10 protein-coding genes and 2 tRNA genes are annotated in these 13,140 nt (G+C 60.5%); 8 read left to right on the top strand and 4 right to left on the bottom strand.

Annotated elements, in window-relative coordinates; translation table 11 throughout:
• Nucleotides 1-45: 45 nt before the first annotated feature.
• The 4 genes from CWC48_RS07785 to CWC48_RS07770 all read right to left on the bottom strand — a co-directional run bounded on the left by CWC48_RS07785 (nucleotide 46) and on the right by CWC48_RS07770 (nucleotide 3,108).
• On the bottom strand, nucleotides 46-1,611 hold the full coding sequence (locus CWC48_RS07785) for an iron ABC transporter permease (protein WP_100491621.1): 1,566 nt from the start codon (nucleotides 1,609-1,611) through the stop codon (nucleotides 46-48).
• Nucleotides 1,611-2,636, bottom strand: coding sequence for an iron ABC transporter substrate-binding protein (locus CWC48_RS07780; protein ID WP_100491620.1), 1,026 nt, complete (start codon nucleotides 2,634-2,636; stop codon nucleotides 1,611-1,613). The genes CWC48_RS07785 and CWC48_RS07780 overlap by 1 nt, the downstream gene beginning before the upstream one ends.
• 146 nt (nucleotides 2,637-2,782) lie before the next feature.
• Nucleotides 2,783-2,869 (bottom strand) — tRNA-Leu (locus CWC48_RS07775).
• A 152-nt stretch (nucleotides 2,870-3,021) separates the two neighbouring features.
• Nucleotides 3,022-3,108: transfer RNA gene (locus CWC48_RS07770), tRNA-Leu, on the bottom strand.
• 225 nt (nucleotides 3,109-3,333) lie between these two features.
• Between CWC48_RS07770 and rnr the strand changes: the two genes are divergently transcribed.
• From rnr to CWC48_RS07730, 8 genes are all read left to right on the top strand, one after another.
• Nucleotides 3,334-5,970 carry a ribonuclease R gene (rnr, locus tag CWC48_RS07765; RefSeq protein ID WP_078046608.1) on the top strand — a complete coding sequence of 879 codons (2,637 nt, stop codon included), beginning with the start codon at nucleotides 3,334-3,336 and terminating at the stop codon, nucleotides 5,968-5,970.
• Nucleotides 5,967-6,725 (top strand): 23S rRNA (guanosine(2251)-2'-O)-methyltransferase RlmB, encoded by a 759-nt coding sequence (gene rlmB, locus CWC48_RS07760; RefSeq protein ID WP_078046609.1) that lies wholly within the window; start codon nucleotides 5,967-5,969, stop codon nucleotides 6,723-6,725. Before rnr ends, rlmB begins: the two co-directional genes overlap by 4 nt.
• Before the next feature lie 307 nt (nucleotides 6,726-7,032).
• The gene (gene rpsF, locus CWC48_RS07755; RefSeq protein WP_003236224.1) at nucleotides 7,033-7,455 is read left to right on the top strand and encodes a 30S ribosomal protein S6; all 423 of its coding nucleotides are present in this window, start codon (nucleotides 7,033-7,035) and stop codon (nucleotides 7,453-7,455) included.
• A 28-nt stretch (nucleotides 7,456-7,483) separates the two neighbouring features.
• Nucleotides 7,484-7,714 carry a 30S ribosomal protein S18 gene (rpsR, locus tag CWC48_RS07750; RefSeq protein WP_002551829.1) on the top strand — a complete coding sequence of 77 codons (231 nt, stop codon included), beginning with the start codon at nucleotides 7,484-7,486 and terminating at the stop codon, nucleotides 7,712-7,714.
• Nucleotides 7,715-7,750: 36 nt separating this feature from the next.
• A complete protein-coding gene (locus CWC48_RS07745) occupies nucleotides 7,751-8,644 on the top strand; it encodes a hypothetical protein (RefSeq protein WP_078046610.1) in 894 nt (297 codons plus the stop codon).
• A gap of 18 nt (nucleotides 8,645-8,662) precedes the next feature.
• Nucleotides 8,663-9,109, top strand: a complete 447-nt coding sequence (gene rplI, locus CWC48_RS07740) for a 50S ribosomal protein L9 (protein WP_003171376.1) — start codon at nucleotides 8,663-8,665, stop codon at nucleotides 9,107-9,109.
• Nucleotides 9,110-9,219: 110 nt separating this feature from the next.
• Nucleotides 9,220-10,617: a replicative DNA helicase gene (gene dnaB, locus CWC48_RS07735; RefSeq protein ID WP_025857358.1), complete on the top strand. Its 1,398-nt coding sequence runs from the start codon at nucleotides 9,220-9,222 to the stop codon at nucleotides 10,615-10,617.
• A 189-nt stretch (nucleotides 10,618-10,806) separates the two neighbouring features.
• On the top strand, nucleotides 10,807-13,110 hold the full coding sequence (locus tag CWC48_RS07730; protein ID WP_100491619.1) for a YgiQ family radical SAM protein: 2,304 nt from the start codon (nucleotides 10,807-10,809) through the stop codon (nucleotides 13,108-13,110).
• The last annotated feature ends 30 nt before the right edge of the window (nucleotides 13,111-13,140 follow it).

The raw sequence follows: 13,140 nt of genomic DNA, 5'->3' as shown, positions 1-13,140 counted from the left end.
AATGCATTCCAAGTGTGGGACTCGGGCTTGCCGGCGATAGCGCTCTCAGCGGCTCAGATACATCCGGGTCGTCAGCAGGTACACCGGCAACCCCGACACCAGAATCAACAACGCCGCATAGGGCGCCGCCGCCGCAAATTCCACATTCGAAGTGTGCGCCCACACCGCCGTCGCCAAGGTATTCAACCCCGTCGGGCTGAGCAGCAGCGTCGCCGTCAATTCCTTCATCGCATCCAGGAACACCAGCGCAAACGCCGCGCCCAACGCTGGGAAGATGATCGGCAGCGTCACCCGGCAAAACGCGCTGAACGATGAAGCGCCGAGCGTGCGCGCGGCTTCTTCCAGTTGCGGGGCGGCCTTGTTCAAGGCGGTGCGAATCGGCGCCTGGGCCAATGGCAGAAACAACAGCGCATAAGCAATCAACAGCAATGCCGAAGTCTGGTACAGCGCCGGCACGTAGTGCAGCGCGAAGTACACCAGGGTCAGCGCAATCACCAGGCCGGGCAGCGCATGCAGCAGGTACGGCAAGCGTTCAGCCCAAATCGCCAGTTGGCCTTTGTAGCGCACCACCAATAACCCCACCGGTACCGCCAGCACCAGGCACAGTGCGGCGCCGCCCAGCGAAAGTGCCAGGGAAGACAGCAACGCCTCACCGATCTCGGCCACCGGAAACGCAGCCGACGAACCGACTGCCAGCCAATACCCGAGCATGCCCAGCGGAATGCCGCTGCCGATGATCGCCAATGCCAGGCAATACACCTGGCCCAGTGGCGCGCACTTGCCCAGTCGAACATGCTCGGCATGCCGCGCCGCGCCCTGGCCGATTCGCACATGCCGGCCCTTGCCGCGTACGCGCAGCTCCAGCCACAGCAGCGTCAGGCACATCACCAGCAGCACCGCCGACAGCATCGCGGCATTCGCGTTGCTGAATTCCAGTTCGAATTGCTGGTAGATCGCGGTGGTAAATGTCTGCAACCCGATGATCGACAGTGCGCCGAATTCCACCAGCATGTGCAGCGCGATCAACAGTGCGCCGGCCAGCAGCGACGGCCACAGCAGAGGCAAAGTGATGCGAAAGAATACGCCCCACCGGTTCAGTCCCAGGGTGCGGGCGGATTCTTCCAGGGAGGGATCAAGATTGCGCAATGTTGCCGCCACTGGCAAAAACACCAGCGGGTACTTGGACAGGCTCATCACCAGGATCGCCCCGCCCAGCCCTTCGAAGTTGGCGCTCAGGGACACCCAGGTGAAGCTGCTGACAAACGCCGGCACCGCAAACGGGAGGCACAGGATCACGCCCCAGATGCGCCGCCCCGGCAGGTTACTGCGTTCCAGCAGCCAGGCCAGGGACAAGCCAATCACGCCACACGCCACCGTCACCCCGACCATCAGCGCCAAGGTGTTGCGCAGCAGCCCGAACACATACGGCCGCCAAAGCAGGTGCACCGCCTCCGCCCAGCCAGCTTGCCAGGCTTTGAGCCCGACATAGACCAGTGGCAGCAGGCTCAAGCCCACCAGGAACACTACGGGCAGCAACAGCCAGATCGAAGGGCGCTTGCGCCTGGGGCGCAAGCCCCCACGCAAGGCGGGGGCGGGTAGCGATGGGTTCATCAGTTCAAGCCAACGTCACGTTCCAGGTCCAGGGCTTCTTCGGCATTGCCCAGGTCCGCTGGGGTGACTTTCGGCGGTTGCAGCTCGCTGAAAGGCTTCAGGCCGCGGTTCGATTCCATACCCTTGCGCAGCGGGTATTCGGCCGAGGTGTTGGTGATCACGCGCTGGCCTTCTTCACTGGCCATGAATGCGAGCAATTGCTGGGCTTCCTTGGGATGCTTGCTGGATTTCAGCGCCGCAGCCGAAGACACCGTGATCAAGCCGCCGGCGTCGCCATTGGTGAAGTAGTGCAGTTTGGAATCCAGGTTGGTCTTTTCTTTCTTCAAGGCGAACCAGTAGTAGTTGTTCACCAATACGGTGGCCACTTCGCCGTTTTCGACGGCTTTCAGCGCAACCATGTTGTTGCTGTACACCTTGCCGAAGGCGCGCAGGCCGGTCAGCCATTCTTCAGCCGCTTCGCGACCGTGCAGCTTGATGATCGCCACGGCCTGTTCCTGGAATGCGCCGCTGGTCGGCACGAAGCCGACCTTGCCTTGCCACTCGGGGCCGGCGAAATCCAGTACCGATTTCGGCAGGTCTTTTTCAGCAATCAGCTTCGGGTTGAAGGCGACGACGCGGGTGCGTGCGGTCACGCCCATCCAGTCGCCATTGGCACCCACGTAATCCTTGGGCAATACGTCGAGGGTGCTGGCGTCGATCTTGGCCAGCAGGCCTTGCTCGCCGAGTTTGTTCAGCGGGGGCGATTCTTCGGTGTAGATCACGTCGGCAGGGGAGCGGTCACCTTCTTCGACAACCTGGCTGGCCAGCTGGTTGCTGCTGCCTTTGCGCACGTTGACGTGAATGCCGGTCTTGGCCTCAAAGGCCTTGGCGAGTTCATCGCCGACTTCTTTGTGTTGGCCGTTGTACAAGGTTAGGGACACCTTGTCGGCGGAATAGGCGCTGGGTGAGAGCAGGGTCAGGCCGAGCAGAGTGATGGTCAGGCCACGCAGAAGGGATGTCTTGAGACGGGTATCGCGGATCATCATCCGGGGTGTTCCTCACTTGAGTGCAACAAATCATTGCAAGGATAAACGATAAAACTTCTCAAGTGCGGTGCAGGGGGGGAAATTGCTGGCGGAGTTTTTAAACGCCAGAAACGAAAAAACCCGCTTTCGCGGGTTTGATCTGAATTTGGTGCCCAGGAGAAGACTCGAACTTCCACGACCTTGCGATCACCAGCACCTGAAGCTGGCGTGTCTACCAATTTCACCACCTGGGCATTATCAGCAGCGCTTGCGCTGTTGATGGAACGAACTATACGGAGGGCTTTTTGATCTGTAAACCCCTGATTCGAAAAAATAAATCAAGTTTTCCGTTAAAAATCAAAGACCTGAAACGAAAAAACCCGCTTTCGCGGGTTTAATCTGAATTTGGTGCCCAGGAGAAGACTCGAACTTCCACGACCTTGCGATCACCAGCACCTGAAGCTGGCGTGTCTACCAATTTCACCACCTGGGCATTATCCGACAACGTTGCCGTCGTCGATGGCGCGCACTATACGGAGGCGATTTTAAGCTGTAAAGCCCTGCTATGAAAAAAGCCTGGAAAATTTCGCCAATGGTCGTGCAAGGTGCGCGCAGGGGGCTGCAAAGGGCTTTTAAAAGCTTGTTGACGTCTGAAATTTCCCGTTTCAATACGCGTATGCCAAACTAACCCGCATATAGACAAGGTGAAAACTCTCTAATGGCCGATTGGCAGTCCCTCGATCCCGAGGCCGCTCGTGAAGCGGAAAAATATGAAAACCCTATTCCTAGCCGCGAACTGATCCTGGCGCATCTCGCCGATCGGGGTTCGCCTGCTAGCCGCGAGCAGTTGGTTGAAGAATTCGGTCTGACCACCGAAGACCAGCTCGAAGCCCTGCGCCGCCGCCTGCGCGCCATGGAGCGCGACGCACAACTGATCTACACCCGCCGCGGCACCTATGCGCCCGTGGACAAGCTCGACCTGATCCTCGGCCGCATCGCCGGCCACCGTGACGGCTTCGGCTTCCTGATCCCGGACGACGGCAGTGACGACCTGTTCATGAGCCCGGCGCAAATGCGCCTGGTGTTCGATGGCGACCGTGCCCTGGCCCGTGTTTCCGGCCTGGACCGTCGTGGTCGCCGTGAAGGCGTGATCGTCGAAGTGGTGTCCCGTGGTCACGAGACCATCGTGGGTCGCTACTTCGAAGAAGGTGGCATCGGTTTTGTCGTTCCGGATAACCCCAAGGTGCAGCAGGAAGTGCTGATCACCCCGGGCCGCAACGCCAACGCCAAGGTCGGTCAGTTCGTCGAGGTGAAAATCACCCACTGGCCAACCCCGCGGTTCCAGCCGCAGGGCGATGTGATCGAAGTGGTCGGCAACTACATGGCGCCGGGCATGGAAATCGATGTTGCGCTACGCACCTACGACATTCCTCACGTATGGCCTGAAGCCGTCGTGAAAGAAGCGCGCAAGCTCAAGCCTGAAGTCGAGGAGAAGGACAAGGAGAAGCGCATCGACCTGCGCCATCTGCCGTTCGTCACCATCGACGGCGAAGACGCCCGCGACTTCGACGATGCCGTCTACTGCGAAGCCAAGCCGGGCAAGCTGCGCCTGTTCTCCGGCGGCTGGAAGTTGTTCGTGGCAATTGCCGACGTCTCCAGCTACGTGAAGATCGGTTCGGCTCTGGACAACGAAGCCCAGGTGCGTGGCAACTCGGTGTACTTCCCGGAGCGCGTGATCCCGATGCTGCCGGAAGAGCTGTCCAACGGCCTGTGCTCGCTGAACCCGAAAGTCGACCGTTTGGCCATGGTGTGCGAGATGACTATCTCGAAAACCGGCGAAATGACCGATTACCAGTTCTACGAAGCGGTGATCCACTCCCAGGCCCGCCTGACCTACAACAAGGTCAGCACCATCCTGGAACAGCCGAAAACCAGCGAAGCCAAAGCCTTGCGCGGCGAGTACGGCCATGTCGTGCCGCACCTCAAGCAGCTTTACGCGCTGTACAAGGTGTTGTTGGGTGCCCGTCACGTGCGTGGCGCGATCGATTTTGAAACGCAGGAAACCCGGATTGTCTTCGGTTCCGAACGCAAGATCGCCGCGATCACCCCAACAACGCGCAACGACGCGCACAAGCTGATCGAGGAGTGCATGCTGGCGGCCAACGTGGCCACGGCTGAATTCCTGAAGAAGCACGAGATCCCTGCGCTATACCGTGTGCACGACGGTCCGCCGCCGGAGCGCCTGGAAAAATTGCGCGCCTTCCTCGGCGAGCTCGGTTTGTCCCTGCACAAGGGCAAGGACGGCCCGACGCCGAAGGACTACCAGGCTCTGCTGGCCAGCATCAAGGATCGTCCGGATTACCATGTGATCCAGACCGTCATGCTGCGTTCCCTGAGCCAGGCTGTGTACAGCGCCGACAACCAGGGCCACTTCGGTCTGAATTACGAGGCGTACACCCACTTCACCTCGCCGATCCGCCGTTACCCGGACCTGCTCACGCACCGTGCAATCCGCAGCGTGATCCACTCCAAGCAGAATACTCCGCACGTCAAGCGCGCCGGTGCCATGACCATTCCGAAGGCACGGATCTATCCGTACGACGAAGCGGCCCTGGAGCAGTTGGGCGAGCAATGCTCCATGAGCGAGCGCCGTGCCGACGAAGCCACCCGCGACGTGGTGAACTGGCTCAAGTGCGAGTTCATGAAAGACCGTGTAGGCGAGTCGTTCCCGGGTGTGATCACTGCCGTGACCGGCTTTGGTCTGTTTGTGGAACTGACCGACATCTACGTCGAAGGCTTGGTGCACGTTACCGCCTTGCCGGGTGACTACTACCACTTCGACCCTGTGCATCACCGCCTGGCGGGCGAGCGCACCGGTCGCAGCTTCCGTCTGGGTGACACCGTGGAAGTGCAGGTCATGCGCGTCGACCTCGACGAGCGCAAGATCGACTTCGGCATGCCAGATAAACCCGCTGAAGCGCCGGGCAGTCGTAAAAAACGCGGCAGCGAAAGCGCAGCGCCGGCCTCGAAGGGCAAAGGTGCGCCTGCGAAAGCAGCTGCCGCCGAGCCTGCACCGGCCAAGGCCGGTCGCCGTTCGTCGGCCAAGGACAAGGCCCCTGAGGCTTACCGCCCAAGCGACGCCGCGGCGAAAAACGCCGAGCTGCGCAAGAGCCGCGAGTTGAAGCAGCAGTTGCTCAACGAAGCCAAAAGCGGTGGTAAAGCGGCGTCTGGGGGAAAGTCCCACGGGGCGGAAAAGCCGTCGAGCAAGCCAAGTAAACACCGTAAAGGCCCGCCCAAAGCGGGTTCGGCCCCCGCCAAAAGCGGCGGGTCGCGCAAACCTAAGGCCAAGTCATGAGTCTGGAAAAAATCTACGGCGTCCACGCCGTAGAAGCACTGCTGCGTCATCACCCCAAGCGCGTCAAGCAAGTGTGGCTGGCCGAAGGCCGCAGCGAGCCGCGCGTGCAAGCGCTGGTCGAACTGGCCACCCAAAACAAGGTTGCCATCGGCCAGGCCGAGCGTCGTGAAATGGACGTGTGGGTCGAGGGCGTCCACCAGGGCGTGGTCGCCGACGTAAGCCCGAGCCAGGTCTGGGGCGAGGCGATGCTCGATGAGCTGCTCGATCGCACCGAAGGCGCGCCGCTGCTGCTGGTGCTGGACGGCGTGACCGACCCGCATAACCTGGGCGCGTGCCTGCGTTCGGCGGATGCTGCCGGTGCGCTGGCGGTGATCGTGCCCAAGGACAAGTCGGCCACCCTGACGCCGGTCGTGCGTAAAGTCGCCTGTGGCGCGGCGGAAGTGATTCCGTTGGTGGCCGTGACCAACCTCGCGCGCACCCTGGAAAAACTCCAGCAGCGCGGCCTGTGGGTCGTGGGCACGGCAGGGGAGGCGGAGGTCAGCATTTATGACCAGGACCTCACCGGCCCGACCATCCTGATCATGGGCGCCGAAGGCAAAGGCATGCGCCGCCTGACCCGTGAACATTGCGATTACCTCGTGCACCTGCCGATGGCTGGTAGCGTCAGCAGCCTCAACGTGTCGGTCGCAACGGGCGTCTGCCTGTTCGAAGCCCAGCGCCAGCGTGGCGCCAAAAAGGCTGTGAAGAAGGGCTGATAACAACGCAGTACTCTGTGGGAGCCGGGCTTGCCCGCGATGACGGTGTACCAGTCAACAGAGATGTTGCCAGTACCGCCGCCATCGCAGGCAAGCCAGCTCCCACAGTTGTTTGGTGTCTATGCGGCGGCTGCGCTGTTCAAATAATCACCAATCACCTTGCACGCTTCCTCCCCCTTCTCTACAATTGCGCCCCTTGCCTTCCTGGCAGGCACCGATGTGCCTCCCTGCGGCAAGATCCATAAGTGTCATTCACTCCTTGTCTGACCGTTTTTGAGCGGCAGGCTACAACCCGTAAGGAGCATTCATGCGTCATTACGAAATCATCTTTTTGGTCCACCCGGATCAAAGCGAGCAAGTCGGCGGCATGGTTGAGCGTTACACCAAGCTGATCGAAGAAGACGGCGGCAAAATCCACCGTCTGGAAGATTGGGGCCGTCGTCAACTGGCCTACGCAATCAACAATGTTCACAAGGCTCACTACGTGATGCTGAACGTTGAGTGCACTGGCAAGGCCCTGGCCGAGCTGGAAGACAACTTCCGCTACAACGATGCAGTGATCCGTAACCTGGTCATCCGTCGCGAAGAAGCCGTTACCGGCCAATCCGAGATGCTCAAGGCTGAAGAAAACCGCAGTGAGCGCCGTGAGCGTCGCGACCGTCCTGAGCACGAAGGCGCTGATAGCGCTGATAGTGATGACAGCGACAACAGCGATAACGCTGACGAGTAATCCACGGACCTTTTAAGGAGCCTATCAAATGGCACGTTTCTTCCGTCGTCGTAAATTCTGCCGCTTCACCGCTGAAGACGTGAAAGAGATCGATTACAAAGATCTCAACACTCTGAAAGCCTACGTATCCGAGACCGGCAAAATCGTTCCAAGCCGTATCACCGGTACCAAAGCACGTTATCAGCGTCAGCTGGCCACCGCTATCAAGCGCGCCCGCTTCCTGGCCCTGCTGGCCTACACCGACAGCCACGGCCGCTGAGACCGGGCAGTCGACAAGTAGTAAGGGATTGAATGCATGCGCGCCTTAGCTGAGTTCATCATGCGCGGTCGCGTGCAGGCCACTCTGGTAGTGGCTGGATGTGCAGCATTGCCGTTGTTGTATTGGTTGGGTGCTGCCGCTGGATGCCTTGTGCTCCTGCGGCGCGGTTTGCAGGATGCCGTTGGTGTCCTGGCCCTGGGAGTGCTGGCCGCCTTGATCTGGTGGCTGCAACTGGGCGAACCCAAGGTGCTTCTGGTGCTGCTGGGGTCGTCGAGCCTTGCGTTGGTTTTGCGCGCAAGTGAGTCCTGGGTCCGCACGCTGCTGGTCAGCGTGGCATTGGGGTTGGTGTTTTCGGTGTTGATTGACGCGGCTTTCCGCCCGCAGATCGAGGCGCTGTCGCAAGAGATCGTCAAGATCCTGCCGATGGCCCTCGGGGAACTCTACCAGCAGCTGTCGGTAGAAGAGCGAGCGCGACTGGCAACACTGATTGCACCGGCCCTGATCGGCCTGATGGCGGTAATGATGCAGATCGTCAGTTTGCTGAGCCTGATGCTTGGGCGATATTGGCAGGCGTTGTTGTACAACCCGGGTGGTTTTGGTCGCGAGTTTCGCAGTATCAGAATCCCCGTGGGCCCGGCGATGTTGCTGCTGGCACTCATGGTGGTCGGACCGTACTTCGGTTCACATGCCACCTTGCTGATGCTGTTTTGCAGCGTACCGCTGGTGTTTTCCGGACTGGCCCTGATTCACGGGCTGGTCGCGCAGAAGCGCCTGGCCAGGTTCTGGCTGGTGGGGATGTACGTAACGATGCTGGTGTTCATGCAGCTGATCTATCCGTTACTCGTGGTTTTGGCCATTGTCGACGGCCTGATTGATTTTCGCGGTCGTCTGGCGCCGAAAGACGCCGATAACGCGAACGGTGAAGGTTAAAAGTTAGAGGATTTTCACATGCAACTGATCCTTCTGGAAAAAGTCGCCAACCTGGGCAACCTGGGCGACAAAGTGAACGTTAAGGCCGGCTACGGTCGTAACTACCTGCTGCCATACGGCAAAGCCACCGCTGCAACCGCTGCCAACCTGGCTGCGTTTGAAGAGCGTCGTGCTGAGCTGGAAAAAGCAGCAGCAGACAAAAAAGCTTCGGCCGAAACTCGCGCTGCCCAACTGGCTGAGCTGGAAGTGACTATCACTGCCACCGCCGGTGACGAAGGCAAGCTGTTCGGTTCGATCGGCACCCACGACATCGCTGATGCACTGACCGCCTCCGGCGTTGAAGTGCAGAAGAGCGAAGTTCGTCTGCCGAACGGCACCATCCGCAACGTAGGCGAATTCGACGTAGCCGTGCACCTGCACGCCGAAGTTGAAGCCACCGTACGCGTTGTCGTGGTAGCAGCTTAAGCAGCACCTAACTGACTGGCACCCCGCGTGCCAGCCAGTTAACATCGGGCACGATCCTGTTTACAGGTCGTGCCTTTTGTTTTTCTACACACCCCTAATTTCAAGTGGCCATGAACGATATTTCAGCTCCTGAGCAATACGATCTGCAAACCGCTGCCCTGAAGGTGCCGCCGCATTCCATCGAGGCCGAACAGGCCGTGCTCGGTGGTTTGATGCTGGACAACAACGCCTGGGAACGCGTGCTGGATCAAGTCTCGGACGGTGACTTCTATCGCCATGACCACCGCCTGATCTTTCGCGCCATCGCCAAGTTGGCCGACCAGAACTCGCCGATCGACGTGGTGACGCTGGCCGAGCAGTTGGACAAGGAAGGCCAGACCTCCCAGGTCGGCGGCCTCGGCTACCTGGGCGAGTTGGCAAAAAACACGCCGTCCGTCGCCAACATCAAGGCCTATGCCCAGATCGTTCGCCAGCGGGCCACGTTGCGCCAATTGATCGGCATCAGCACCGAGATCGCCGACAGCGCCTTCAACCCCGAAGGGCGCACGGCCGAAGAAATCCTCGATGAGGCCGAACGCCAGATCTTCCAGATCGCCGAGGCGCGGCCTAAAACCGGTGGCCCGGTAGGCGTCAACGAGCTGTTGACCAAGGCCATCGACCGTATCGACACGCTGTTCAACACCGATGCGGCTATCACCGGTATTTCCACCGGTTATGCCGATCTGGACGAGAAGACCAGCGGCCTGCAGCCCTCCGACTTGATCATCGTCGCCGGCCGTCCATCCATGGGTAAAACCACCTTTGCGATGAACCTGGTGGAAAACGCCGTGCTGCGCAGCGACAAGACGGTGCTGGTGTACTCCCTGGAGATGCCAGGTGAATCGCTGATCATGCGGATGCTCTCGTCCCTGGGGCGTATCGACCAGACTAAGGTGCGTTCCGGCCAGCTGGAAGACGACGACTGGCCGCGCCTGACCTCGGCCGTCAACCTGCTCAACGACCGCAAGCTGTTCATCGATGACACCGCGGGTATCAGCCCCTCGGAAATGCGTGCACGTACCCGTCGCCTGGCGCGTGAGCACGGCGACATCGCGCTGATCATGATCGACTACCTGCAGTTGATGCAGATCCCCGGCTCCAGTGGCGACAGCCGTACCAACGAGATTTCCGAGATTTCCCGGTCTCTCAAGGCCCTGGCCAAGGAATTCAACTGCCCGGTAGTGGCCCTGTCCCAGCTCAACCGCTCCCTGGAGCAACGTCCCAACAAGCGCCCGGTGAACTCCGACTTGCGGGAATCCGGAGCGATCGAGCAGGATGCTGACGTGATCATGTTCGTGTACCGCGACGAGGTGTATCACCCCGAAACCGAGCACAAAGGTATTGCCGAGATCATTATCGGCAAGCAGCGGAACGGCCCGATCGGGTTTATCCGCCTGGCGTTTATCGGCAAGTACACGCGCTTCGAAAACCTTGCGCCGGGCAGCTACAACTTCGACGACGACGAGTAAGTCCCAGCGCCTGTAAGGGCCTCATCGCAGGCAAGCCAGCCCCCACACTGATGTGTGAATACATTCAAGTGTGGGAGCTGGCTTGCCTGCGATGGCGTCATCACAATTCCGACCATTACCGTCGGAATTGGTCAAAATTTGTGCTATATTCCGCGCCCGCGATTTTTCATCTCAACACCGGTCACCGTCATGCAAACAGCCAAGCCGTTATTTGACTATCCCAAGTACTGGGCCGAATGTTTCGGTCCAGCGCCATTCCTGCCGATGAGCAGGGAGGAGATGGATCAGCTTGGCTGGGATTCCTGCGACATCATCATCGTCACCGGTGATGCCTATGTAGACCACCCGTCATTCGGCATGGCGATCATCGGCCGGCTGCTGGAGTCCCAGGGCTTTCGCGTCGGGATCATTGCGCAGCCGAACTGGCAATCCAAAGACGACTTCATGAAGCTCGGCGAGCCGAACCTGTTCTTCGGTGTCGCGGCCGGCAACATGGACTCAATGATCAACCGCTACACCGCCGACAAGAAAATCCGTTCCGACGACGCCTACACGCCTGGCGGCATGGCCGGCAAACGCCCGGACCGCGCGAGCCTGGTGTACAGCCAGCGTTGCAAGGAAGCCTACAAGAACGTGCCGATCGTACTCGGCGGCATCGAGGCGTCCCTGCGCCGCATCGCCCACTACGACTACTGGCAGGACCGCGTGCGCAACTCGATCCTGATCGACGCCACCGCCGATATCCTGCTGTATGGCAACGCCGAGCGCGCCATCGTCGAAGTGGCCCAGCGCCTGTCGTGGGGCCACAAGATCGAAGACATCACCGATGTGCGCGGCACCGCGTTCATCCGTCGTGATACGCCGGTGGGCTGGTATGAAGTGGACTCCACGCGTATCGACCGTCCGGGCAAGATCGACAAGATCATCAACCCGTACGTGAATACCCAGGACACCCAAGCCTGCGCTATCGAGCAGGAAAAGGGGCCGCAGGACGATCCGGAAGAAGCCAAGGTCGTGCAGATCCTGGCCAGCCCGAAGATGACCCGCGACAAGACCGTGATCCGCCTGCCTTCGGTGGAAAAAGTCCGTGGCGACGCGGTGCTCTACGCCCACGCCAACCGCGTGTTGCACCTGGAAACCAACCCAGGCAACGCCCGTGCCCTGGTGCAGAAGCACGGTGAAGTGGACGTGTGGTTCAACCCGCCGCCCATTCCGATGACCACCGAAGAAATGGACTACGTGTTCGGCATGCCTTACGCCCGTGTCCCGCACCCGGCGTATGGCAAGGAAAAAATTCCGGCCTACGACATGATCCGCTTTTCGGTGAACATCATGCGCGGCTGCTTCGGCGGCTGCACCTTCTGCTCGATCACCGAGCACGAAGGCCGCATCATCCAGAACCGTTCCGAAGAGTCGATCATTCGCGAGATCGAAGAGATCCGCGACAAGGTCCCGGGCTTTACCGGCGTGATCTCCGACCTCGGTGGCCCGACCGCGAACATGTACCGCATCGCCTGCAAGAGCCCGGAGATCGAATCCGCGTGCCGCAAGCCGTCGTGCGTGTTCCCTGGCATCTGCCCGAACCTGAACACCGACCACTCGTCGCTGATCCAGCTGTACCGCAGCGCCCGTGCGTTGCCGGGTGTGAAGAAGATCCTGATCGCTTCCGGCCTGCGCTATGACCTGGCCGTCGAATCGCCGGAATACGTCAAGGAGCTGGTGACCCACCACGTCGGTGGCTACCTCAAGATCGCCCCGGAACACACCGAGGAAGGTCCGCTCAACCAGATGATGAAGCCGGGCATTGGCAGCTATGACAAGTTCAAGCGCATGTTCGAGAAGTACACCAAGGAAGCGGGCAAGGAGCAGTACCTGATTCCTTACTTCATCGCCGCCCACCCCGGCACCACCGATGAAGACATGATGAACCTGGCCCTGTGGCTCAAGGGCAACGGCTTCCGCGCCGACCAGGTGCAGGCGTTCTACCCGTCGCCGATGGCCACCGCCACCGCAATGTACCACTCGGGCAAGAACCCGCTGCGCAAGGTCACCTACAAGAGCGACGCGGTGACCATCGTCAAGAGCGAAGAGCAGCGCCGTCTGCACAAGGCCTTCCTGCGTTACCACGACCCGAAGGGCTGGCCGATGCTGCGTGAAGCCTTGACCCGCATGGGCCGTGCCGACCTGATCGGGCCGGGCAAGGACCAGTTGATCCCGCTGCACCAGCCGAGCACCGACAGCTACCAGAGCGCGCGTCGCAAGAACTCGACGCCGGCCGGCAGCCACAAGGTCGCCAAGGAAACCACCACGAAAATTCTCACCCAGCACACCGGGCTGCCGCCGCGTGGCAGCGACGGCAGCAACCCGTGGGACAAGCGTGAGCAAGCCAAGGCCGCGGCCCAGGCGCGCAACAAGCAGGCCGCCAAGGAACGCGCCGATGCGGCCAAGGGCAAGGGCGGCAAGCCTGCGTGCAAGCCGGTAGTGCCGCGTTGATCGCAGCCTGAACATGTAAAACGCCAGCCT

This window comes from Pseudomonas sp. S10E 269 (assembly GCF_002798465.1).
Lineage (GTDB): Bacteria > Pseudomonadota > Gammaproteobacteria > Pseudomonadales > Pseudomonadaceae > Aquipseudomonas > Aquipseudomonas pergaminensis.
Note: the sequence above shows the minus strand (reverse complement) of the source record. Positions and strands in the feature narration are given on the sequence as shown.